This window comes from Streptomyces sp. MUM 203J (assembly GCF_022414595.1).
Lineage (GTDB): Bacteria > Actinomycetota > Actinomycetes > Streptomycetales > Streptomycetaceae > Streptomyces.
The window spans coordinates 128835-152555 of record NZ_JADWYO010000006.1; the positions used below are offsets into that span (position 1 = coordinate 128835).

The window sequence follows — 23721 nt, forward strand, 5'->3', positions numbered from 1 at the left end:
TCTTCCTCCGGCACTGCGTCCCTCGGCCCGTGCGTCCGGGCCTGCGCCTCCACGAACCGAAGCTCCGAGGCCCGTGTCCCTCCGTACCCGTGTGTCCCGCAGGGCCCGCGCCCGCCGTGCCCGGGACTCCTGCCCGTTACGGAACCCGCACCGGCGCGGTCTGCGTCTCCGCCTCCGCCAGGAGTTCCGTCAGCCGCAGGCCGAAGCGGGCGTCGCAGGCGTGCGGGGTGCCCGTGCGGGCGGCGTCCAGCAGGGCGTCCACCGCGTGGCCGAACGCACCCGTCGCGTCGCCCCAGTAGGGCATCACCGCCCGGCCCCGCTCGCCGTACAGCGTGACGCCCGCGTCCGCAGCGGCGGCGGGAGCGCTCAGACTGAGCGTCACCGAGCCACCCGCGCCCGACGCGTGCCGCAGCAGCAGATGCAGCGTGTCCCCCGGGCCGGGCACCGCCCGCAGCCCCGTCACCTCGCCCAGCACGGGCAGCAGCACCGACAGTACGTGCGGGCCCACGTCCCACAGCGCGCCCTTCTCCCGCCGCCACGGCGAAGCGGCGTACGCGCTGGTCGAGTCCGGCCCGAACAGCGCCCCCAGCCAGTGCGCCTCCGCCAGGTGCCAGCCGCCCGCCGCCGCCTGCTCCGCCACCCACGGCGCCGTCGCCTCCGCGAACCGCAGCGTGCAGAAGACCACCGCCGTGACCCCCGCCGCGTCCACCGCGTCCGCCACCTCCCGCGCGGCTGCCACACTCGTCGCCACCGGCTTGTCCAGCAGCAGATGGCAGCCCGCCCCGGCCGCCCGCACCGCCAGCGGCGCCTGGACATCCGGCGGCAGCGCGCACGCCACCGCGTCGCACGCCGCGAACAGCGCGTCCACGTCCCCGTACGCGCGCGTACCGTGCCTCGCGGCCAGCCCGGCCGCCGCCTCGGAGCGCCTGCCCCACACCCCGGCGAACTCCACCCCCGGGTGCGCGGCCAGCGCCGGGGCGTGGGTGCGGGCCGCCCAGGGGCCGGTGCCGAGAAGGCCGATACGGGGCTTCGGTGACGACGTCTGCATGCCCGCCAGTCTGCCCGCCGCTCCGGCACGCCCGGAAACCGGGCCGCACAGGCACGCCGGCCGGGGATCCCGGCCCGAAATCCATGCCGGACCCGGCCCGCTCCGGTGTTATGTTTCCTTCCACGCCGGCCGCGGGACTCCCGCGTGACTTCCGAGACCTGCTCTGTTCAAGCAACGATTTCGCTGTTCACGCCCCTATTCCCCGGCCGGTACCGCACCTCTCGCAGAGCACCGGGGGAACCATGGCGGAGACGCTCGCCGATCTTGTCGCGGCCGAGGACGTGCTGCTCTTCGTCAACGCCGCCGTCACCGCGACCGGCCAGCGCGAGTTCCGGTCCGGGGCCGCGCGGCAGCGGCTGTCGCTGCGCTTTCTGCACGAGTACGTACGGGTCAACTACCGCCCCCTGTACGCCGCGTCGCTCGCCCTCGGCATCAACGACCACAACGCCGCGCTCGTCGTCGAGAACCTGCTGCGCCATGCCGGCGAGGCCGACCCGGACCAGAAGCGGCTCGAAGGGCGGCTCATCGCGGCCCGGCTGGCCACGCTCCCGCCCCCACGCGTGTACCGCCTGTTCCGTGCCCTGCGCACCGCCCGCGTCAACAACCGCCGCACCCGCGCCCTGATGCGGGACTGGCTGGCCGCCCGCCCCGACCTCGGGCACGACGCCGTCAAGTACCGGGCGGGAGTCAGAGCGGCCGTCCGGCACGCGCACGTGGCGCCGGCACCCGAGATCGGGCACTTCCTGTTCACCCCGCGCCGCCGGGCCCCCGCCCGCTACGCGCATCCCCTGCTGGACGCCCACCGCCGCGCCCACCACCAGCAGGCCGCCCTGTACGAGCTGCCGTTCACCGTCGCCGAGGGCTTCGCCGCCGGGCACGGTCTGAAGCGTGAGGTGTTCCTGGAGCGGATGGCGCCCCGCATGACCCGGCTGGAACGGCTGCGCACCCATCGGGCCGGTGCCGGAACCGACACCGACCTGACCGTCATGCCGCTGACCCGGCTCGCCCTGTACGTGCTGGCCCTCCCGTTCGAGGAGCGGACCGCCCGGCGGGCCGAGCTGACGGGCGCCCTGCGCGCGGCGGCCCGCCGGGCGGCCGGGACGCACGCCGGTACCTGGGGGCGGGTCGCTGCCGTGCTGGACGACAGCTTCTCCTCGTCCGGGTCGGGTCAGAAACGGCGCCGCCCGCTGGCGGTGGCCCTGGGCTGTCACTTCCTGCTGGAGGCACTGGCCGCTCCCCGCGCGTACACGCCGCTGTGGACGTCCGGCGCGGCCGACCCGCTGCTCGTGCGGCCCTGGGGCCCGACCCCGCTCGGGACACGCATCCTCGACGCGCTGGACGCCCGCCCCGAGCGGCTGGTGATCGTCTCGGACGGGTGGGACAACGCCCCGCCGGGGCTGGCGGGGGAGGTGCTGCGGGTGTGGCGGACCCGGATCGACCCGGAGCGCCGTACCAGCGCCGTGCACGTCAACCCCGTGTACGACGCCGGCGGGTTCGACGTGCGGCGGCTGGCGCCGAGCGTGCCGACGGCCGGGATCCGGGACGCCGGGGACCTGGCGTCGCTGGTGGAGATCGCCCGGTTCGCGGAGGGCCGGACCGGGCTCGCGGAGCTGCGGGCGTATCTGGACGGGCGCGTACGGCTGTTCCTGGGGGAGTCGTGACACGGATCGACCTGGGCGGGCTGACCGCCGGGCCCTCGCAGGTGTGGGGCGGCATCCGGCTCGTGCCGCTGCTGCGGGAGCGGCCGGTGGAGGGGCTCCGGCTGCGCCGGGAGCTGTACGAGGACCACACGGGCCTCGTGCGGCTGGACGAGCGGCATGCGTATGTCTCGTACGTCCCGCACGGCTTCGTGGCCGACTGGTCCGGGACACCCGGGGCGGCCGGGACGGAGGAGAGGCGCCAGAGCGCCGCCTACGGGACCCAGATGGGCACCGGCACCCCTGTGGCCGTGCCCGTCCGCGGTCTTCACCGGCCGGCCAGGAAGGCCGGAGACGGCCCGGCGCGCGGGCGGCTGCGGTTCCTGCCGCTGCACCTCGCCCTGGAGGGCTACCTCGCGCTCCACTTCGGCGGGCCGTCCGTCGTGTGGGACGAGTGGTCCCGTGCGGCGGTGCGGCGAGGGCTGTCGCCGCGCGAGGAGCAGGCGTACGCCGGGGCGGACGTGCGGGGGCTCGCGGAGGCGCTGCGGATCTTCGAGATCCACCCGGACCAGTGCGGTGTGATGGTGTACGCCGCCGACGCGCTCGCCGCCGCGTTCGTCGTCCCGCACCCGGACGACTACCGGGCACTGCACCCCTCCCTCGTGCAGGACCTGTACGGAGAGCTGGTGCACCAGTACGCGTACTACGGGGCCCCGGTGCCGGAGTTCACCGCGCGGATCGACGACGCGCGGGGCACCGTCCGGACGCTCGCGGACCTGCGGCGGGCCGCACGCGCGCAGGAGCGGGAGTGGACGGCGGGCCATGACACGGTCATGGCCCGGGAGCTGCTGGAGACCCCGTACGCCTGCGAACGCGTCCAGCGGAAGGGGCGGTTCGGCCTGTACCGGTTCCTGCCGCCCTTCGCGCGGGACGGGCTCGGACAGCACATCGGAGAGATGATCACGGACCACAGGGGACGGACCGCGTACCTGAAGACCTTCCGGCTGTCCGACGGACAGGTCCGGCGCGGCTACCTGCTGCGGAGGCTGGCCGACACCGACTGGCACCTGGGGCACACCGCGGAGGCGATGGGCATCGGCTACGGGGAACTGGTCGCCCGGATCCGCCGGGCGGGCTTCGGGTCGCTGCTGAACCCGCACGTGGTCGCACAGCGGTCACGCGAGGCACAGGGCACGTGAAGCAGGGCGCACAGCGGGTGAGGCAGGGCACGCGGCGCCTGGAAGACGGCGCACAGCACGTGCGCAAACCACAGGAAACCTGAGTAACACGGGGTTCACATACGGGCAACGGTCGGGAAATCCCCCGTTGCCAAGCTGCGCGGCATACCGCTGCACCCGCAAAGGATGAGGCCCGTGACCATCAAGGCTGAGTACATCTGGATCGACGGCACCGCGCCGACCGCCAAGCTTCGCTCGAAGACGAAGATACTGTCCGGTGCCGTCTCCGGCGTCGCGGAGCTGCCCATCTGGGGCTTCGACGGGTCCAGCACCAACCAGGCCGAGGGCCACGCCTCCGACTGCGTGCTGAAGCCGGTCCACACCTGCCCGGACCCGATCCGCGGCGGCGAGCACATCCTCGTGCTGTGCGAGGTCCTCAACACGGACATGACCCCGCACACCACCAACACGCGGGCGCAGCTGGCGGAGGTCGAGGAGAAGTTCGCCGCACAGGAGCCGGTCTTCGGCATCGAGCAGGAGTACACGTTCTTCGACGGCTCCCGTCCGCTGGGCTTCCCCGAGAACGGCTTCCCCGCCCCCCAGGGCGGCTACTACTGCGGTGTCGGCGCGGACGAGATCCACGGCCGTGACATCGTCGAGGCGCACCTGGAGCACTGCCTCCAGGCCGGTCTGGGCATCTCCGGCATCAACGCCGAGGTGATGCCGGGCCAGTGGGAGTTCCAGGTCGGCCCGCTGTCCCCGCTGGAGGTCTCGGACCAGCTGTGGATCGCCCGCTGGCTGCTCTACCGCACGGCGGAGGACTACGGCGTGTCCGCCACCCTCGACCCGAAGCCGGTCAAGGGCGACTGGAACGGCGCGGGCGCGCACACCAACTTCTCGACGAAGGCGATGCGCGAGGGCTATGCCGCGATCATCACCGCGTGCGAGTCGCTCGGTGAGGGCTCCAAGCCGCTCGACCACGTCAAGAACTACGGCGCGGGCATCGACGACCGGCTGACCGGTCTGCACGAGACGGCCCCGTGGGACCAGTACAGCTACGGCGTCTCGGACCGCGGTGCCTCGGTCCGCATCCCGTGGCAGGTCGAGAAGGACGGCAAGGGCTACATCGAGGACCGCCGCCCGAACGCGAACGTCGACCCGTACGTGGTGACCCGCCTGCTGGTGGACACCTGCTGCTCGGCACTGGAGAAGGCCGGCCAGGTCTGATCCCGCCCGGACGCGGCGAGGGGGCGCCCCACCGGAACGGTCCGGTGGGGCGCCCCTTCCCGTACCCGTCAGCCGTTCGGGCGGCGGGCCGCCAGCGACCGCGCCCCGTCCACCACCAGGAACGCCAGCAGGCTCAGTCCCAGCAGCGGCAGGAACCATCCGACCGCTGCGGTTCCCGCCGCCAGCGGCAGCAGGACCGTCGGCGGAACCCTCCTCCAGGCGCCCGGCCCGACCGGCCTGCCCGGGCGGCGCAGCCACCACATGCGGCAGCCCCACACGACGAGCAGCACCAGCGCCAGCGCGAGCACGGCGAGGGCCAGCTGGTTGGGCAGGCCCAGGAACGTTCCCATGTGCAGGGCGATGCCGATGCTGGTGAGCTTCGCGAGCAGCGGGTAGTCCGCGAACCGGACGGTGTCGAGCACCCGGCCGTCCGCCGGGTCGACGGCGACGGAGTCCAGATGGACGGGGTACTGACGGTCGATGCCCTTGACCACGTACCCCTTGCCCTCGCTCGGGAGACTGACCGCGATCTCCCCCGCGACCCCGGCCTCGGCGGCGACCCGGACGGCCTGGTCGATGCCGATGACGCCGCCACCGGCCGGCGCCGTCGGCCGGTGGCCGGAGCTGTGCCCCTCATGTCCCTCGTGGCCGCTGTCGGCGGAACCCGCGACGCTGTCGAGAGCGGCGGAGACGCTGGGCGTGGCGCCGCCGAGCCGCTCCCTCAGGGAGCCGATGTTCTCGCCCGCGTAGGCCGACCAGCTCAGGCCCGTGGCCGCGATGCCCAGCAGCCCGGCGGTGGCCCACAGGCCCACCGAGCCGTGCCACGAGAGGGTACGGCGCCGGGAGCGGGCCCCGCCCTCGGGCAGGAACAGGGCGCGCCGGGCGGTACGCCTGCGGCCCAGCCACAGGGCGAGGCCGCCCAGCGCGATGACCCACAGCCAGCTCGCGGCCAGCTCGCTGTAGACCCGGCCGGGCTCGCCCAGCCCGAGGTCCCGGTGGACCTGGGACAGCCAGGTGCGCAGCGGCAGCGCCCCTGAGCCGCCGTAGCTGGGAAGGGCGCCCCGCACCTCGGCGGTGTAGGGGTCGACGAAGACGGCCAGCGACCTGCCGTCCTCGACACCCGGCCCGCTCATCAGGACGCGGGTCGTGGCACCCTCCTCGGCCGCCGGCCACACGGCGGTCACCGTGTTGTCGGGCCGGGCGCGGCGGGCGGCCTCCACCTGCTCGGCCAGCGGCCGGACGCTGTCACCGACGGGCACCTCCAGCTCGTGCCGGTAGACGATCTTCTCGGCCTGGTACGAGAGGGCGTAGAGCAGCCCGCTGGCGGCGGCGACGAACAGGAAGGGGGCGATGAGCAGTCCGGCGTAGAAGTGCAGCCGCAGCACGAGGGGCCGCAGCGCGCTCCAGGTGCCGGGCCGGACGGGTACGCGTTGGTCCTGGTCCTTCTCCGACTGTATGGACTCGGTGGGTTCGGTGGTGAGCATGCGTGTCCTCGCAAGCGTGGTTGACCGCAGGGGTGGCAGACCCCCGGGATCAGGCGTGCGCTCCGAGGGCCTTGACGACGTGGTGGGGTACGGCGAGGACGGGCGGCCCCCGGCGGGTGCGGGCGCGGGCGAGGACGGCCCCGCGCGTCGGCTGGTCCGCCCGGGACCGGGGAACCGGCCGGGGCGGGCGGGGCGCGAGCGGAAGCCGTACGGCGGTGAGCGGTGGCCGCAGCGGTACGAACGCGGTGCGGGCGAGCCGGAACAGCGCGGCCTCGCCGCAGGCCAGCCACAGCCCGCAGACCGCCGCGGCCAGCAGGTGTGCTCCGGTCATCCCGGGCGTCGGCAGTGCGTCCGCCAGGGAGGCGCCGCCCCCGTGACCGCCGCCGTGATGCCCCCGCGCGCCTGCGAACGTCAGGTGCAGCGCGCCCTGCACGGCGAGCAGCCCCGTACCGATGGACCACGCACCGCGCCGACGGCCGCCGAAGACCCAGGCGAGGCCGCAGGTCAGCGCGAAGGCGGTCAGCAGGGAACCGAGCGGGACACGGTGGGCCGTCTGGGAGGCGTGACCGGTCGCGGACAGCACGACGCACACCGCCGCGAACAGGGCGGCGCGCATCAGGCGCAGAGGTGAGCGGTTACCGGTCATGGCTCGAACATGCTCGCACCCCCCTGGATACGCGCGGCGGTCCGGTTCTTCTCAGAGCGGACGCGCGGTGGGTGCGGGACGGGTGCGGGACGGGGCCCGGCGAGGCAGAGTCGACGGTATGAGACTTCTGGTTCTTGGCGGTACGGAGTTCGTGGGCCGCGCGGTCGTCGAGGAGGCGCTGGCGCGTGACTGGGATGTGACGGTGTTCCACCGGGGGCGCCACGCGCCGCCTCCCGGGGCCGCGGCACTGCACGGCGACCGGACGGAGGGCACGGAAGGGCTGGAGGAACTGCGGGGCGGCACCTGGGACGCGGTCGTCGACACCTGGTCGTCGGCGCCGTCGGTGGTACGGGACGCGGCCCGGCTGCTGGCCGGGCGGGCCGGGCGGTACGTGTACGTGTCGAGCCGATCGGTGTACGCGTGGCCCGTGGCGGCCGGGCAAGCGGAGGACGGGCCGCTGGTGGAGGCGTCGGAGGACGACTGGGACGACGTGCCGTACGCGCAGGCCAAGCGGGGCGGGGAGCTGGCGGCGACCCGCGTGTTCGGCGCGGAGCGCACGCTGCTGGCGCGGGCCGGGCTGATCCTGGGGCCGTGGGAGAACATCGGGCGGCTGCCGTGGTGGCTGAACCGGATGGCGCGCGGCGGCAGGGTCCTGGCGCCGGGCCCGCGCGATCTGGCCCTCCAGTACATCGACGTACGGGACATGGCGATCTGGCTGCTGGACGCGGCGGAGGCCGGTCTGTCCGGCCCGTACAACCTGGTGAGCCCGCCCGGGCACACGACGATGCGGGAACTGCTGGAGAGCTGTGTACGCGTGACCGGATCCGACGCGGAGCTGTGCTGGACCGAGCCGGGACCCGTCCTGGAGGCAGGCATCGCCCCCTGGACCGACCTGCCGGTGTGGATCCCGCCGGGTGAGCTGTACGACGCGATGCACCGCGCGGACGTGTCGAAGGCCCTCGCGGCGGGCCTGCGCTGCCGCCCGGTGGCCGAGACGGTCGCGGACACATGGGAGTGGCTGAGCGGCCTCGGCGGCCGGGCGCCGCTGCGGGCCGACCGCGGCACGGTGGGCATCGGCCCGGAACTGGAGGCGAAGGTGCTGGCGATGGTGAGCTGAGGTCCGCCGGGTGCGCTCAGGCCCGCCCGGCGTCCGAGGACGAGCCGCGTTCCGGGTGCACCCCCTGCCCGAAGGGGCCGGGGGAGGGGCGGGGTGGGGGAAAGTACACCCCCGGCCCGGGCGGTGGGTCCCGTGCCGCGTTCGCCGCACCTCCGCGAGACTGGTCCCACGACGCGGCACCGGCCGCGCGGGAGCACCAGGGGGAGTCGCGGTGGCGGGGACGAACGCGGAGGCGGGGCGTGCGGACGGCGGCACCCCGGGCACATGGATACGGGCCTCACTGCAGGCCGTCCCCCGGGGCCTGAGCCTGGTACCGGCGACCCTCGTCGGCTCCACGGCCCTCCTGACGGCCGTCCTGCTGTCCGTCTCCCTGATCCCCCTCGGCATCGGCATCCTGACCACCCCGCCCGTCCTGCGCGCGGTGCGGGCCCACGCCACCCGCCGACGGCACCTGGCCGAGCACTGGGCGGGCATCCTCATCCCCGAGGCGCACCGTCCGCTCCCGCCCGAGCGCCCGGACGGCTGGGCCCCCCGGGTCACCCACTGCGTACGCCTGCTGACGGACCCGGTGACCTGGCGGGACGTGCGGTGGCTGTGGGTGGACATGTCGGCCGGGCTCCTGACAGCGCTGCTGCCCTTCGTCACGCTCGCGTTCGGGCTGGAGGGCCTGGTGTGGGCGGCGGGCCTGTGGCGGGTGCTGGGCGATCACGGCCCGTACTGGTACGCGTTCGTCCCGGTGGACGGGGAGTCGACCGCCATGGCGGCGGGCGGGCTCGGCCTGGTGGTGATCGTTCTCGGTCTGTGCTTCAACCCGGTGCTGCTGCGGGGGCACTTCATGCTGACGAAGGCACTCCTCGACCGGCCGCTGACCGCGGACCTCGCCGAGCGCATCGACCGGCTGACCGAGACCCGGCACGACGCGGTGGACGCGTCGGCGGCCGAACTGCGCCGTATCGAGCGGGACCTGCACGACGGGGCACAGGCCCGGCTCGTCGCGATGGGCATGGACCTCGGCACCGTCGAGGCGCTGATCGAACGGGACCCGGCCCAGGCGAAGGCGCTGCTGGCCAAGGCCCGGCAGAACTCGGCGGACGCCCTGAACGAACTGCGTGACCTGGTCCGGGGCATCCACCCGCCGGTCCTCGCGGAGCGCGGCCTCGGGGACGCGGTGAGGGCGCTGGCCCTGCGGCTCCCGCTCCCGGTGGACGTGACGGTGGACCTGCCGGGCAGACCGGACGCGCCGGTCGAGTCGGCGGCGTACTTCGCGGCGAGCGAGCTGCTCACGAACGCCGTCAAGCACGCGCAGGCCGAACGGATCTGGGTGGACGTCAGGCACAGTGGCGTCATGCTGTCCGTCACGGTCACCGACGACGGCGTGGGCGGCGCCGGAGCGGGTGAGGGCTCCGGACTGGCCGGGGTGGAGCGGCGGCTGGGTACATTCGACGGGATCCTGGCCGTCAGCAGCCCCGTCGGCGGTCCCACCACGGTCACGCTGGAGATCCCTTGCGTGTTGTCGTAGCCGAAGACCTGTTCCTCCTGCGGGACGGGCTCGTACGGCTCCTGGAGGCGTACGGCTGCGAGGTCGTCGCCGCTGTCGGGAGCGGGCCCGAGCTGGGCCGGGCGCTGGCGGAGGAGCGGCTGGACGTCGCGGTCGTCGACGTACGGCTGCCTCCGTCGCACACCGACGAGGGCCTGCAGTGCGCCCTGGCCGCCCGCCGGGCGCGCCCCGGGCTGCCGGTGCTGGTGCTGTCGCAGCACGTCGAGCAGTTGTACGCGAGCGAACTGCTGGCGGACGGGGCGGGCGGGGTCGGCTACCTCCTCAAGGACCGGGTGTTCGACGCGGACGGGTTCGTGGACTCCGTACGGCGGGTGGCGGCGGGCGGTACCGCCATGGACCCGCAGGTCATCGCCCAGCTCGTGAACCGGCGTTCGGGGCGGGACGAGCCGCCGTCGGCCCGGCTGACGCCACGGGAGCGGGAGGTGCTGGAGCTGATGGCCCAGGGCCGGTCCAACGCGGCGATCGCCGACCGGCTGACCGTCACCGAGCGGGCGGTGACGAAGCACACCTCCAACATCTTCGCCAAGCTGGGCCTGGAGGTCTCGGACGACGACAACCGCCGGGTGCTGGCGGTGCTCGCGTATCTCGACGGGCGGAATTCCACGCGGCGTTGAACGTCCCACGCGTCCCATGCGTACGGGAGGGAGCGCTGTTCCCCCGCAGGGATTGGAGTTCCATGCGACGCACAAGAAAACGCTCGACGCTGGCCAACCGAGCGATCGCCGCGACCGCCGCTCTGGTGCTGGGCGGAGGCGGACTGCTCACGGCCAACTTCTACGCCTCCGCCCATGAGGGGTGGGGGTGGTACGGATGGTCCGGGGCATCCCGGGACGAGCAGCCGCAGCGGGCGGACACCAAGGCCGCCAATGTGAACATGTCGACCATCGACTGTCCCGAAGTGGCCAACGGACTGCCCAAGGAGATCCCGGACCAGGCGCGCGGGGAGGTCGACCTGGAACTGGCCAGGATCGACAACCGGATCACCGACGCCTATCAGCGGCTGGCGCAGTCGCAGGAGCAGATGCGGCAGGATCCCTCTTTCGCTGACAACGTGATTCTGAACCCCTTGAAGGACGAGCGGTTCGCCAGTATCCAGCGGATCGTCACCGCCATCGACCGTTCGGCCGACCGCCCCGAGGGCATGGAGGAGCTGGCTCCCTGCACCCTTCAGCAACAGGACCAGGGCGACGGCCGGGACCAGGGCGACGGCCGGGACCAGGGCGACGACCGGGGCAACGGCCGGGGCCAGGGCCAGGCCGGGAACGGTCCCGTCGCCGGCGACTTCGTCGAGATCCAGTCCGTCCAGCCGAACGTACAGACCCCTCGTCAGCAGCGAGGCGCCTCCACCGGCAGCTTCGTCACGAAGTGCGGCCGCAACGAGAACGGGAAGTTCAACTCCGACAACATCATCGTCGCCCCCGGTGTCGTCAACGGCGCCCACCACATGCACGACTACGTCGGCAACCAGGCCAACGACGCCTTCGCCGACAACAGGGACCTGGCCCGGGGCCGTACCACCTGCCGCAACCAGGGTGACCGCTCCACGTACTACTGGCCGGTCCTGCGGGTCCAGAACGGCGAGAAGGAGTTCGACGCCGACGAGGACGGCGGCGGAAAGGAGCAGAACGTAGGAAAGATCCAGACCCCGGCCCAGGTGACGATGAACTTCGTCGGCAGCCCGGTCTCCAAGGTCACGGCCATGCCCCGGTTCCTGAGGATCATCACCGGTGACGCCAAGGCGTTCACCAACGGCGACGCGAACGCCAACGCCTCGTGGAGCTGCACCGGGTTCGAGGACCGGGTCCAGCTGAAGGACAAGTACCCGCTCTGTCCCTCGGGCAGCAAGGTCGTCCGGACCTTCAAGTTCCAGAGCTGCTGGGACGGCCGGAACGCCGACAGCGCCAACCACCGGACGCATGTCGCCTTCGCCGACGAGTCCGGGCGCTGCCCCCGGGGCTTCCGGGCCATCCCGCAGCTCGTGCAGCGGATCGTCTACAACGTGCCGCCGAAGCCCAACTTCGCGGTGGACTCGTTCCCCGAGCAGCTCCACAAGCCCATCACCGACCACGGGGACTTCATCAACGTCTTCGACCGTGGCCTGATGAACCGCGTGGTCGACTGCATCAACACGGGGCGCCGCTGCGCCTGACCACCGCCGGGGGGCCTTCGCCCCCCGGCTCCCCCCACTCCCCCCACCTGCGCGGTCGGTTCAGTGGTGACCCGAGTGCTCTTCCCCAGCCTCGATCTCACCGCCGAGCCGGCCGCGCAGCTCCGTGATGACGTCCGGTTCCGCGACGGCCACCCACTTGCGGCCGACCAGATACGAACCCCCGTAGTCCTTGGCGCCGTTGATCCACTCGCGCTGGCCCCGGTCGGTGGCGAAGGTGGCCAGCACGTACTTCCCGTACTCCGTCGTGCAGTTGGCCTGGCGGAGTTCCTCGGCCTCGGTCTGGATCCGCGGGGTGCACTCCGCCCGTTTCGCCAGCTGCTCCAGCGTGCCCGTGGCGGGGGAGGGGGCGGGGGCCGGGCCGCCGTCGTGGGGGCCGTGGCTCTGCGCGGTGCAGCCTGCCAGGGCCAGGGCTATGAGGGCGCCGGCAGCGAGAGCGGAATGAGGGGTTCGCTTGGTACGCATGGTGTCATCGTGCCTTCTGTGACACCGCGCCGTGACCCGAACCGCGACAACGATCCGTCGCCGCCCAGGTGACCATCATCATGATCGCTCGTTCTGCTGAACGTGAGCACCCAGGAAGCCCAGCGCGACCGGAGAGCGCCCGAGCCCCGCGCCGCGTCCACCACCGCCGCCCCCGCCTCCATCGACGTCGAGCAGGCGGAGGCCGCGCTCGTCGAGCACTACCCGAGGCTCGTCCGCATCGCCTATCTCGTGCTGCCGCCGTCGCTCGGCCGCAACCGCCGCGTCCTGGCCGCGCACTCCCTGGTGCAGCGGTCCCTGCCCCGGCGGCGGACGTCCGCCGGGGACCTGGCGATGCCGGTCCAGCGGCGCCCCGAGGACGCCGTCGATCCCGGCTACGCGTTCCTGCGGCTCCGTGTGCTCCGGCAGGCCCTGGAGGCCGGGCTGCCGCTGCGGCGCCGGGCGTGGCCCAAGCGGTCGCAACTTCCGCCGCTGCTGCCGCAGGTGTGGGGGCTGCGGCTGTTCCCGCGCTCGGGCGGTGCCGACGAACTGGCGCTGGACCAGAGGCTGTCCGGGGTCTCGGGCGCGGCGCGGGCCGCGTACGTGCTGCGCGGGATCGAGCGGCAGGGGGACGCCGAGGTGCGGCGGGTGCTCACCGCGGCCGGGGTCGCGGACCCGAAGGCGGCGCTGGCCGAGGCCGACACGGTGGACGCCGGGGGCGCGGCCGGCGGGGTGGCACTGCTGGAGTCGCCGGAGTTCGACCCGTGCTCGCTGCAGGCCCGGCCGACGGACCTGATGCGGCGCCGCCAGCACACGCGGGCCGCGCTCGCGGCGGGTGCGGCGCTCGTGGTGTGCGGGGTGCTGCTGGGGCTTCCGGGGGGCGGCTGGGGGCCCGACGGTGCGGCGGCGCCCGCGTACGCGCGCAACCCGGCGGCGGAGGCGGCGCTGGACCCGGGCAGGCTGCTGCGGGTGGATCCGGCGGCGTGGCAGAGCTCCCCCCGTACCGACTTCACGGTGTGGCCGGCCCGGGGCGACCTGGTCGGGGACCGGGAACTGCTGCGGCGGGCACTGGCGGTGTGGGCGCGGCCCGGGGAGCAGGTGCAGGCCTCGGCCACGCCCGGCACGATGCCCGGCCCCCCGGCGGGCCCGCCGCAGCTGCTGTTCGCGGGCGAGGTGGACGGCGCGCGGGTGGTGCTGTTCCACGACGGGCTCAGGGCGGTGCGGTACGCCGAGCCGAAGGACGGCACGGATGTGGCTGCGCTGGACTTCGCCCGTACCGACGGGGCGGACACGGCCTCGTCGGCGGCGCTCGTGGTGAGCCGTACGCACGCGAACGTCCGCTATCTGACGGCGCCCTGGGTCCGTGACGTACAGGTGCGGGACCTGCTGGTGGCCGACGGGGAGGGCAGGCGGCTGGCGCGGGACGAGCACGGGGTGACCAGCCCCATGCTCAGCCCGGCGGCGGCGAGCACCTGCCGTTCGTGGGATGTGCTGGAGGTGCGGGACGGGTCGGCCACCCGGGTGCTGACCGACCTGGGCGAGCTGGTCCCGGCGCGGCTGACGTCGGGGGCGCCGTCGGCGCCGGCCGACGTGTCCGGGGACGTGGAGCGGGCCGAGTGGGCCCGCACGGCGTGTCTGCTGCCCTCGATGCGGGCGATCGGGGTGCGGTCGGTCAACTCGTGGCGGTTCGCGGAGCAGGAGCTGCCGGGCGCGGGCAACGGCAAGGCGTCCTGGCTGTGCACCCGCGCCGAGACCTGGCGGGGCCCCGGCAGCAGGGTGCTGGCCCAGTTCCAGGCGCCGGTGACGACCGTGACGCCGGGCACGCCCGTCACCCCGGGCGCGGTCGCGGCGAAGGCGGAGGACTCCCCGGCCTGCGGGGCCCGGGCGCCGCAGGTGCTGGCGGGCGTGCTGTGGAAGGCGCCGGACGACATCTGGCACGTGCTGGCGGCGGGCAGCCCTGACGTCACGTCGGTGGCCGCCTCGGGCGGGGTGACCGGCCGCGCGGACGGCCGACTGCTCGCGGTCGAGGCGAAGAAGGGCGCGCAGGTGGAGCTGAACGGGACGCTGAAGGGGGGCGGGGAACTGGGGGCGCTGCGGTAGAGGTCCCGAAAAGGCCCGTGCACGGGGGTGTCGCCACGGCGTACCGCTCAGTACATTGACGCCATGTCTAATAAGCGGCCGGCTGCTGTGCCTCCCCCGCAGGTGTCCACGGAGCCGATCCATCTGCGGGCCCGCAAGGTCTCCTTCGACTGGAAGGAGACCCCGCTCCACTGGGTTCCCGGCGACCCGTTCACCACGCACACCATCAACGTCCTGCACCTGCTGCTCCCGGCGGGCGAGCGCTGGTTCATCCACGTGTACCGCCAGGTCCTCCCGTACATCCGGGACGACCGGCTCCGCGAGGACGTCATCGGCTTCATCGGGCAGGAGGCCGTGCACTCCCAGGCCCATGACGACGTCCTGCCCCGCCTGCGCGAACTGGGCCTGGACCCCACCCCGTACACCGCCCAGGTCGACTGGTTCTTCGAGAAACTGCTGGGCGACCGCACCTTCCCGCCCGGAAGGCCCCGCCGGTGGTGGCTCATGGAGCGGGTCGCGCTCATCGCGGCGATCGAGCACTACACCGCGTTCCTCGGCGACTGGGTGCTCAACGCCGACGAACTGGACCGGCGTGGAGCCGACCCGGTGATGCTGGACCTGCTGCGCTGGCACGGCGCGGAGGAGGTCGAGCACCGGTCGGTCGCGTTCGACCTGTTCACGCACCTGGACGGCGGCTACCGGCGCCGGGTGCGGACCTGGGCGGCGGCCTTCTCGGCGCTGGTGTTCCTGTGGCAGCGCGGGGTGCGGTTCTTCATGGAGAACGACCCGACCCTGCCCGGCGACAAGCCGACCTTCACGCGGTTCGTACGGAAGGGGCACGAGGGCGTCCTGCCCGCCACGCCCGACATGCTGCGGTCCATCCCCCGCTACCTGAGCCGCGCCTACCACCCCTCCCAGGAGGGCGACACCGCACAGGCGGTCGCCTATCTGGCCTCGTCCCCCGGCGCACGCGGAGGTGCCTGACCCCATGCCCCGAATCCGTACCGTCGCGCTGGCGGCCGGAGCGGCCCTCCTCGTGCGGCACGCCCTGCGCCGCCGCATCCGGCAGGCGCCCCTGTGGCCGATGCCCACGCTGGAGGAGCCGGTCTCCGGGCGAGGCCGCCGCGCCTCGACCACCCCGCGCCGGGCCCTGGTCACCGAACGCACCGAGCCCGCCGCCGGGGTGGTCCGGCTCCGGCTGGAGGGCACCGGCCTGCCGCCGTGGTCCCCCGGCGCGCACCTCGACCTGGTGCTGCCCTCGGGGCTGGTCCGGCAGTACTCGCTGTGCGGCGACCCGGCCGACACCGGCACGTACACGATCGCCACGCGGGTCCTGGAGGACGGGCGGGGAGGGTCCCTGGAGGTGCGCGAGCAGCTCCACGAGGGCGTCGAGGTGGAGATCCGGGGTCCGCGCAACCGCTTCCCCCTGGTCGACGCGGACGCGTACGTGTTCGTCGCGGGCGGCATCGGCATCACGCCCGTGCTGCCCATGGTGCGGGCCGCTCACGCGGCGGGCGCGGACTGGCGGCTGCTGTACTGCGGGCGCGACCGGGCGTCGATGCCGTTCCTGGCCGAGCTGGAGCGGCTGGGCGGACCGGACCGGGTCACGGTCGTGGCCGAGGACACCGACGGGCGCCCGGACCTGGGCTTCCTCGCGGAAGTCCCCGAAGAGGGCGCGGAGGTCTACTGCTGCGGCCCGGAAGGGCTGCTGGAGGCGGTGACAGCCGCTCTGGGCCGTGAGCCCCGCCTGGAACGCTTCACACCCGGCGCGCGGACTGCCGAGGGCGGGGCGTTCCAGGTCGAACTGCGCCGCTCGGGCCGCACGGTGGACGTGGCGCCCGGCCAGTCCGTCCTGTCGGCGGTCCGGGCGGAACTGCCGGGCCTCTCGTACTCCTGCGAGCAGGGCTTCTGCGGAACCTGCCAACAGCGCGTCCTGGAAGGCGAGATCGACCACCGCGACGAGCTTCTGACGGACGACGAGCGTCACGACTCGATGCTGATCTGCGTGTCGCGGTGCCGGGGCGACCGCTTGGTGCTCGACCTGTAGGGCCCGGGGACTCCGCCCCGCGCCCCGGCCGTCAGGGCAGCAGCAGCCAGTCCGCCGCCAGTGCCGCCGTCAGCCCGCTCGCGAGCAGCCACGTGCCCAGCCGTGTACGCCCGTGGCGGCTCAGCTCGATCACCACACCGCACAGGATCATGGCCAGCCCGTACACTCCGACCACCAGTACCGACCCCCGGCTGGCCAGCCGCAGCGCCAGCACGACGGCCAGCGTGACCAGGAGCACGGTCGCCACCGCCACCCGCAGCCTCCGCGCCTGCCGCGGAGTGAGGCCGTCGGGTTCCTGCTGCGCGCCGTCGGTGTCCGGCGGCGTGTCCTGGTCGGCAGTGGTCATGTCCCGGAGCGTAACGGACTCCGGGCCCCCGGCTGTTCGGAGGGCGCCGGTTACGCTGTCCGCATGACGACCGGGGTACGCAGAAGGATGGGCGTCGAGGAGCGCAGGCAGCAGCTCATCGGAGTGGCGCTGGAGTTGTTCAGCAGCCGCTCGCCCGACGAGGTGTCGATCGACGAGATCGCCGCCGCCGCGGGGATCTCCCGCCCGCTCGTCTACCACTACTTCCCCGGCAAGCAGAGCCTGTACGAGGCGGCGCTGCGCCGAGCGGCCGACGAGCTGCGGGCCCGGTTCGTGGAGCCGCACGAAGGCCCGCTGGGCGCACGGCTGATGAGGGTGATGGGCCGGTTCTTCGACTTCGTGGAGGAGCACGGGCCGGGCTTCTCGGCACTGATGCGCGGCGGCCCCGCCGCGGGCTCGGCGCCCGGGCCGGGGACGCCCGGGGCGCCGGCGGCCGGCGTGATGATCGACGACGTGCGGCGGGCCGCGTACGAGCAGATCCTCGACCACCTGGGGGCGAAGAACCCGCCGCCCGCCCGGCTGGACCTGGTGGTGCGGTCCTGGGTGGCGCTGGCCGAGTCGACGGCGCTGATCTGGCTGGACGGCCGCCGCATCCCGCGCGCCGAACTGGAGTCGCAGCTGGTGCACGACTTCGCGGCGCTGGCGGCGGTGAGCGCCGCCCACGACGACGAGATGGCCGGGATCCTGGTACGGATGCTCGCGGAAGAGCCCGCCGACGGGCCGTTCGGCGAGCTGCTCGCCCGGCTCGGCACCCTGGCGGCGAGGATCCCGGCGCAGCCGTCGGGTCAGGACGCCCGATAGGACGCGTCGAGGTCCCGCACCTCGGCCGACACATGGACGGTGAGCCCGTCCAGGGGCTTGAGATGGTCCCGTACGAGCGCGACGGCGGCCTCGCTGAGCCGTGCCTTGGCCTCGTCGGTGCGGCCCGCGAGCAGCGCGATCTCGACATGGACGACGGCGTCCCGGCCGTCGCCTTCCCCGACTGTGAAGTCACCGGCCGTGCGGGTGCGGGTCTTGCAGGCGGCGGGCCGGGCGCCGACGGTCTCGACGACCACCGGGTGCAGCGCGCGGGCGCAGGCCCGGCGGTCGAAGGCCTCGTCGAGCGCGGGGGAGAAGTCGATGCTGATCTGCGGCATGCGCTCACTGTGACCGCTCCGCCTCCCGGGCACAAACGCGGCCCGCATGGCGGACGCCCCCGCTCCGGTTCTCGCCGGAGCGGGGGCGTCCACCATGGACCCGCAGGTCAGCGCGCGGCGAAGACCGCCACCGTGCGGCCCGGCACCGTGAAGGTCCCGGACCCGGCGTCGTACCCGGACGCCTTCACCCTGGCGTCGGAGCCGCCCGCCTGGACCGGGTGCAGGGCGTATCCGGTGCCGGACAACTCCTCGACGGACTGCTTCTGCTCGCCGGGCGTGGCGTTGAAGACCACGACCAGGCCGTCGAGGCGCATGGTGATGACACCGGGCGTCTCGCTCCGCCCGGACAGCGGGAACGCGAGCTTCCGCTGCACCGCGTCGGCCGTGGCGAGGCTGAACGCCTTCTCCGTCGTACGGATCCTCAGCAGGTCCCGGTACGCGGCCGAGGCCCCGTCGATCTGCCCGCAGCCCACGTTCAGCGACGCCGTGCCCAGCAGCGGCTTGGCGTAGGGCCACTTGTCCCGGTTGTCGGCCGCGGGCGGCAGTCCGCGGCCGAAGCCGTTGCCGAGACGGCAGTCCCAGTGCAGGGCGTTGAACCAGTCGCCGCTGTCGTACGAGTTGCGGTCCAGCGACTTGGAGCGCAGCAGGTCCGAACCGGCCTGCGACAGGGCCGGGCCCTGCGACAGAGCGGCGGTCGCCATGGCGAGGACCTGCATCCGGGCCCGGTCGTCCGGGGACGTGCCGGCCGGGAGCTTGAAGGCCAGCGCGTCGAACAGGGTCTCGTTGTCATGGGCGTCCGCGTAGGCGAGCGCCTCGCCGGGCGCGGCCGCGTAGCCCGCGGGCTGTCCGTTGTAGTCGACCTCCGAGCCCTTGACCTGCTTGCCGGAGGTGTCGGTGAAGGCGAACCCGGCCAGGTTGCCGGTCAGACCGACCTTGATCAGGTCCTGGTAGTGCAGCAGCCGGGCCTTCTGCTCCTCCCGGGTGCCGTTGGCGGCCGAGCCGTTGGGCTCGGTGTACAGGCCGGAGGCGAAGCCCTGGACGCCCGGGTCGGCGTCGAAGGGGCCGCCGCCGCGCACCGCGTCACGGGCCCGGTCGGAGAAGGTGGCGATCCCGGTCCCGGCCATGTTCTTCTGCGTGGCCTGGACGAACCGGGCGTCGTCCGCGACCTCGCCGAAGTTCCAGCCCTCGCCGTACAGGACGATCTTCTTGCCGTCGACGCCGTCCCGCTCGACGGTCAGCTCGTCGAGCGCCTCGCGCACGGCGAGCATGTTCTCCTTCGGGTGGTGGCCCATGAGGTCGAAGCGGAAGCCGTCGACCTTGTACTCCTTGGCCCAGGTGACGACCGAGTCCACCACGAGCTTGCCCATCATGGTGTTCTCGGGCGCGGTGTTGGCGCAGCACGTGGACGTGGCCACGGACCCGTCGGCCAGCAGCCGCTGGTAGTAGCCGGGCACGATCCGGTCCAGCACCGACTTCTCGTCCTGGCCGCTCGCCACGGTGTGGTTGTAGACCACGTCCATGACCGTGCGCAGCCCGGTGCCGTTGAGCGACTGGACCATCCGCCGGAACTCGACCGTACGGCGGGTGCCTTCGGGGTCGGAGGCGTAGGAGCCCTCGGGAACGGTGTAGTGCAGCGGGTCGTAGCCCCAGTTGAAGCCGTCCTCGGCGGCGGCCTCGCCGACGCACTTCTGCTGTTCCTCGGAGTCGGCGGCGTACGAGGCCAGGTCGCAGTCGGGTGCGGTCCGGTCGGACTTCCGCTCCGGGATGGTGCCGATGTCGAAGGCGGGCAGCAGGTGGACGTACGAAGTGCCGCTGTCCGCCAGCTTCCTGAGGTGCTTCATGCCGTCCGAGCGGCGGTCGGTGAAGGCGAGGTAGCCGCCGGGGTGCCGCGAGGTGGGGTCCGTGACCGAGAAGTCACGGATGTGCAGCTCCTGGATCTGCGCGTCCCGCAGTGGCACGGCATCCGGCTTCCTCAGGCTGCTCCAGCCCTCGGGGGCGAGCTTCGGGTCGCCGAGGTCGACGACCAGGCTTCGGGCGGAGTCCGTGGTGAGGGCGGTGGAGTACGGGTCGGTGACCTTGTTGGTGACGACCTTCCGGACGCTGGGCGCCCAGACCTTCACCACGTACCGGTAGGGCTTGCCGGTCCACTTCTTCTTGCCCCGGACCGACCACACGCCGGTGGTGTCGTCCCGCCTCATCGGGACCGTACGGCCGTCGAGTTCGAGGGCGACGGACTGTGCGGTGGGCGCCCAGACGGACAGGGTGGGCCTGCCCTTGCGGAAGACCGGCCCGAGGTCCTTGTGCCGGGCCTTCTTCCCGTACAGGTCGTCGAGCACGCCCGGGATCTGCACACCGGTGGCGCTCAGCAGCGCGCCGTCGGCGGCGTACTGGGTGGCGACGATCTGCCCGCGCAGGGCGGTGCGGATCCGGTCGCGGTCGCGCGGGTCGACGGTGTAGGCCCGGTACGCGGCGAGGTGCGGGAACCGCTCCTTCTGCGCGTCCGTGAGGGAGGTCCTGCTCAGCCGCAGCCAGGCGGTGTCGTCACCGGTGGTGAGGGCGCCGTCCCGCACGGCGATGGAGCCGGACGGCGAGTACTGGAGCTGGCTGGAGGCGGCGGTGTCGGAGCCGTTCCAGGCGAGGGTCGTCTCGTCGATCCACACAGCCGAGGCCTTGGACGGGTCGAGGGCCGCGCCGCCGCCCGCGGGCTGCGGCAGCAGGTGTTTCTCCCGGCCGCTCAGCAGCCACACCTCGTGGCCGTCGGCCTTCAGGTCCAGGGACTGGTCGGCGGGCAGGTCCTTCTCGTCGCCCTTGTGGAGGATGTAGCTGAGGGACGTGGCGCCCTCGCTGAGCGGCACCTCGTAGACCGCCCCGTACGCGTCGGTCCGGACCGGCATGAGCGGCTTCGACCAGTCGGTGGGCTCGGCCGCCCCGGCCCACACGTGCAGGCCCCAGCCCTCGTAGTCGCCGTCGGCGCGCTGGTAGTGCAGCACGGCCTTCGACGTGTCCTGCGGCGGATAGACGCCGTCGGGCGCCTGGTTCAGGGCCTCTTCCCTGCCCTGCTCGACCCACACCTCGCCCGTCCGGGACAGGTCGACGGCGCGGTCGGCGGAGACGTCCTTGTTGCCGTCCTTGTCGATGACGAGGTAGCCGACGCTGGAGGCGCCCGGCTTCAGCCTGACGTACGCGAAGGCGCCGTAGGCGTCCCGCCCGGTGAAGGCGTGCCCGGCGGGCCATTCCGTGGCCTCGCCGTCCGCGATGTCGCCCCAGGCGTAGAGCCGCCAGTCGTCGTAGTCGCCGTCGGGCCGCTTGTAGTGGACGACGGCGTAGTCCCGCTGGGTCGCGGTGGGCACCTCGGGCGCGGGCGCCTGTCCCGCGGTGGTCGTGGCGAGGTCGCTCGCCGTACGCCCCATGGCGTCGACCACGACGGCCTTGTAGCGGACGGGTGTTCCGGCGGGGGCCGTGATGGTGTGGGTCACCGTGTACGGGGCGTGGTCGGCGGAGCCGAGGACCTGCCACCTGCCGTTGCCCTGCTGGGCGGCGAAGACGACCCGGTCCAGTGGGCCGCCGCCTTCCATGTCGGCGGTGACCCGCACGGCACCGGAGGAGCCCTCGGAGGGGGCCTTCAGCTCGACGGCGGGGGCACCGGAGGGCGTGGGCAGGGCCCGGTCGGCCTTCAGGACGACGGACGACAGGGCGGGCACGGTGACGGTGACCTTCCGGTCGTCGCCGCTCCGGAGCGCCGCGTCACCGCCGTACACGGTCCGGAAGCCGGTACCGGCCGCCGAGTCCGTGCTCAGCTCCACGGTCCGGGCCGCGGTGGCGTTGTTGACGGCGACCAGATACTCGGTCTTCTCCGCGGGGTCGATCCGGGAGAAGGCGTAGACCCCCGCCCCCTCATCGGCGTGGCGCTCGGTCTGGACGCCGTCCGCGAGGGCCGGGTGGGCCCTGCGCAGCCCTGCCAGGGCGGCGATCTGCCGGTAGAGGGGATGGGTGGGGTCGTACGCGTCCTCCGCGTGGGTCCGGTCGGTCCCGAGCTGGTCGTCGTCGAGGTAGTCGGCGGTCCTGGAGGCGAACAGGGTCTGGCGGGCGTCCTTGTCGCCGCCCGCACCGGTGAAGCCCTGCTCGTCGCCGTAGTAGACGACGGGGTTGCCGCGGCTGAGGAACATCAGCTCGTTGGCGAGCCCGTACCTCCTGAGCAGCTCGGCGTCGTCGGCCTGCGCGTTGTCCTGCTTGAGGAACGTTCCGAAGCGGCCCATGTCGTGGTTGCCGAGGAAGGTGACGGACTCGTACGCGTTCGCCTTGCCGCTCGTGTACTTGTGGTCGTCCGCGAAGAGCTGCTTCAGCCGGGCCGCCGAGCCGCCCTGGGAGGCGAAGCCGCGGGCCACGTCCTGGAACGGGAAGTCGAGCGTGGCGTCGAGCCGGCCCTCCCGCACGTAGTGGGACGTGATGTCGGTGTCGGCGGAGTACACCTCACCGAACATGAAGAAGTCCGGACGCCCCCGTTTCTCGGCGTACGCGTCGAGGGCGGTGGCCCACTGCGTCCAGAACTCCGTGTTGACGTGCTTGACGGTGTCGATGCGGAACCCGTCGATGGCGAAGTCCCGCACCCACCTCTGATAGATCTTCTCCATCCCCTCGACGACCTCGGGACGCTCCGTCCACAGGTCGTCGAGCCCGACGAAGTCGCCGTGGGCGGAGGACTCCCCGGCGAAGGTCGAGTCGCCCCGGTTGTGGTACATCGCGGGGTCGTTGAGCCAGCCGGGGACCTTCAGGTCCTTCTTGTCCCGTGGAACGACGGGCGTGCGGGGGAAGGACCCCGGGCCGGTCTTCGGGAAGCGCCGCTCCCCATCCGCGTACGCGGAGTCGTCGAAGGGCTTCCCGTCCCTGCTCAGATAGGGGAAGGCCCCTTTGGAGAGGTACTCGTAGGTCTTCTCCTCGTAGTCGATGACATCGGCGGTGTGGTTGGTGATGACGTCGAAGAAGACCTTCATGCCCTTGGCGTGGGCCCGGTCGATCAGGGTGCGGAGGTCGTCGTTCGTGCCGAAGTGCGGGTCGACCTGGGTGAAGTCGGTGATCCAGTACCCGTGGTACCCGGCGGAGGCGTCGTCGCCCTCGCCCTGGACGGGCTGGTTCTTGAAGATGGGCGCGAGCCAGATGGCGGTGGTGCCGAGGTCCTTGATGTAGTCGAGCCGCTCGGTGAGGCCCTTGAGGTCGCCGCCCTGGTAGAAGCCCTTGTCGGTGGGGTCGTAGCCGTGGCGGAGGCGGCTGCCGGTGAGTCCGCCGCGGTCGTTGCGCCGGTCGCCGTTGGCGAAGCGGTCGGGCAGGACGAAGTAGAACTGCTCGCGTGTCAGGTCGTGCCGTGCGGGCTGGGCGGCCAGTTTCCGGTCCGACGGGGGCTTGGGCGGCCGGGGCGCGGCGTTCGCCGGGGCGGTGAGGGCCGGGACGACGAGCGCGGTGACGGTCACGGCCGTGAGACCGGCCAGGGCTCTGCGTTTCCGCACGGGGCGGGGTTTCCGCGCGGGGCGGGGGCGTATCAAGGAGTTCTCCTCGGTGGGCGTGGTGGAGAGGAGG

The 23721-nt window shown here is 73.2% G+C and carries 18 protein-coding genes; 11 read left to right on the forward strand and 7 right to left on the reverse strand.

All coding sequences use genetic code 11. The annotated features are described in order from the left end of the window. Positions 1-136 precede the first annotated feature (136 nt). Positions 137-1048 carry a Gfo/Idh/MocA family protein gene (locus tag I3F58_RS06060; protein WP_240107176.1) on the reverse strand — a complete coding sequence of 304 codons (912 nt, stop codon included), beginning with the start codon at positions 1046-1048 and terminating at the stop codon, positions 137-139. Positions 1049-1290: 242 nt separating this feature from the next. Here I3F58_RS06060 and I3F58_RS06065 point away from each other — a divergent pair, with 242 nt between their 5' ends. The 3 genes from I3F58_RS06065 to glnII all read left to right on the forward strand — a co-directional run bounded on the left by I3F58_RS06065 (position 1291) and on the right by glnII (position 5090). Beyond that, positions 1291-2709, forward strand: a complete 1419-nt coding sequence (locus I3F58_RS06065) for a hypothetical protein (protein ID WP_240107177.1) — start codon at positions 1291-1293, stop codon at positions 2707-2709. Beyond that, complete coding sequence (locus I3F58_RS06070) at positions 2706-3884, forward strand: hypothetical protein (protein ID WP_240107178.1); 1179 nt, start codon at positions 2706-2708, stop codon at positions 3882-3884. The genes I3F58_RS06065 and I3F58_RS06070 overlap by 4 nt, the downstream gene beginning before the upstream one ends. A 174-nt stretch (positions 3885-4058) precedes the next feature. Continuing rightward, on the forward strand, positions 4059-5090 hold the full coding sequence (gene glnII, locus I3F58_RS06075) for a glutamine synthetase (protein WP_240107179.1): 1032 nt from the start codon (positions 4059-4061) through the stop codon (positions 5088-5090). A 68-nt stretch (positions 5091-5158) separates the two neighbouring features. On the opposite strand, the gene I3F58_RS06080 is transcribed toward glnII, so the two are convergent. Then, entirely contained in the window at positions 5159-6574 is a 1416-nt protein-coding gene (locus tag I3F58_RS06080) for a PepSY domain-containing protein (RefSeq protein ID WP_240107180.1), read from the reverse strand. A gap of 49 nt (positions 6575-6623) precedes the next feature. Further along, positions 6624-7220 carry a hypothetical protein gene (locus tag I3F58_RS06085; RefSeq protein ID WP_240107181.1) on the reverse strand — a complete coding sequence of 199 codons (597 nt, stop codon included), beginning with the start codon at positions 7218-7220 and terminating at the stop codon, positions 6624-6626. A 118-nt stretch (positions 7221-7338) separates the two neighbouring features. On the opposite strand from I3F58_RS06085, the gene I3F58_RS06090 reads away from it, so the two are divergent. The 4 genes from I3F58_RS06090 to I3F58_RS06105 all read left to right on the forward strand — a co-directional run bounded on the left by I3F58_RS06090 (position 7339) and on the right by I3F58_RS06105 (position 12044). Then, positions 7339-8337, forward strand: a complete 999-nt coding sequence (locus tag I3F58_RS06090) for an NAD-dependent epimerase/dehydratase family protein (protein ID WP_240107182.1) — start codon at positions 7339-7341, stop codon at positions 8335-8337. 211 nt (positions 8338-8548) lie between these two features. Beyond that, positions 8549-9856: a sensor histidine kinase gene (locus I3F58_RS06095; RefSeq protein WP_240107183.1), complete on the forward strand. Its 1308-nt coding sequence runs from the start codon at positions 8549-8551 to the stop codon at positions 9854-9856. After that, a complete protein-coding gene (locus I3F58_RS06100) occupies positions 9841-10509 on the forward strand; it encodes a response regulator transcription factor (RefSeq protein WP_240107184.1) in 669 nt (222 codons plus the stop codon). Before I3F58_RS06095 ends, I3F58_RS06100 begins: the two co-directional genes overlap by 16 nt. Positions 10510-10571: 62 nt before the next feature. Continuing rightward, complete coding sequence (locus tag I3F58_RS06105) at positions 10572-12044, forward strand: DUF1996 domain-containing protein (protein ID WP_240107185.1); 1473 nt, start codon at positions 10572-10574, stop codon at positions 12042-12044. A gap of 60 nt (positions 12045-12104) precedes the next feature. On the opposite strand, the gene I3F58_RS06110 is transcribed toward I3F58_RS06105, so the two are convergent. Then, the gene (locus I3F58_RS06110; RefSeq protein WP_240107186.1) at positions 12105-12527 is read right to left on the reverse strand and encodes a hypothetical protein; all 423 of its coding nucleotides are present in this window, start codon (positions 12525-12527) and stop codon (positions 12105-12107) included. 93 nt (positions 12528-12620) lie between these two features. Here I3F58_RS06110 and I3F58_RS06115 point away from each other — a divergent pair, with 93 nt between their 5' ends. The 3 genes from I3F58_RS06115 (at position 12621) to I3F58_RS06125 (ending at position 16650) form a co-directional block, all read left to right on the forward strand. After that, complete coding sequence (locus tag I3F58_RS06115) at positions 12621-14624, forward strand: hypothetical protein (protein ID WP_374207914.1); 2004 nt, start codon at positions 12621-12623, stop codon at positions 14622-14624. A gap of 63 nt (positions 14625-14687) precedes the next feature. Next, a complete protein-coding gene (locus I3F58_RS06120; RefSeq protein WP_240107187.1) occupies positions 14688-15587 on the forward strand; it encodes a metal-dependent hydrolase in 900 nt (299 codons plus the stop codon). 4 nt (positions 15588-15591) lie between these two features. Beyond that, a complete protein-coding gene (locus I3F58_RS06125; RefSeq protein WP_240107188.1) occupies positions 15592-16650 on the forward strand; it encodes a PDR/VanB family oxidoreductase in 1059 nt (352 codons plus the stop codon). 31 nt (positions 16651-16681) lie between these two features. On the opposite strand, the gene I3F58_RS06130 is transcribed toward I3F58_RS06125, so the two are convergent. Then, positions 16682-16996, reverse strand: coding sequence for a hypothetical protein (locus tag I3F58_RS06130; protein ID WP_240107189.1), 315 nt, complete (start codon positions 16994-16996; stop codon positions 16682-16684). Between the two features lie 63 nt (positions 16997-17059). Between I3F58_RS06130 and I3F58_RS06135 the strand changes: the two genes are divergently transcribed. After that, positions 17060-17815, forward strand: a complete 756-nt coding sequence (locus I3F58_RS06135; protein ID WP_240107190.1) for a TetR/AcrR family transcriptional regulator — start codon at positions 17060-17062, stop codon at positions 17813-17815. Here the strand turns inward: I3F58_RS06135 and I3F58_RS06140 are convergent. Both I3F58_RS06140 and pulA read right to left on the reverse strand, forming a co-directional pair. Then, a complete protein-coding gene (locus tag I3F58_RS06140) occupies positions 17800-18150 on the reverse strand; it encodes a 5-carboxymethyl-2-hydroxymuconate Delta-isomerase (protein WP_240107191.1) in 351 nt (116 codons plus the stop codon). The genes I3F58_RS06135 and I3F58_RS06140 overlap by 16 nt on opposite strands. Positions 18151-18257: 107 nt before the next feature. Then, entirely contained in the window at positions 18258-23651 is a 5394-nt protein-coding gene (gene pulA / locus I3F58_RS06145; protein WP_374207912.1) for a pullulanase-type alpha-1,6-glucosidase, read from the reverse strand. Between the last annotated feature and the right edge of the window lie 70 nt (positions 23652-23721).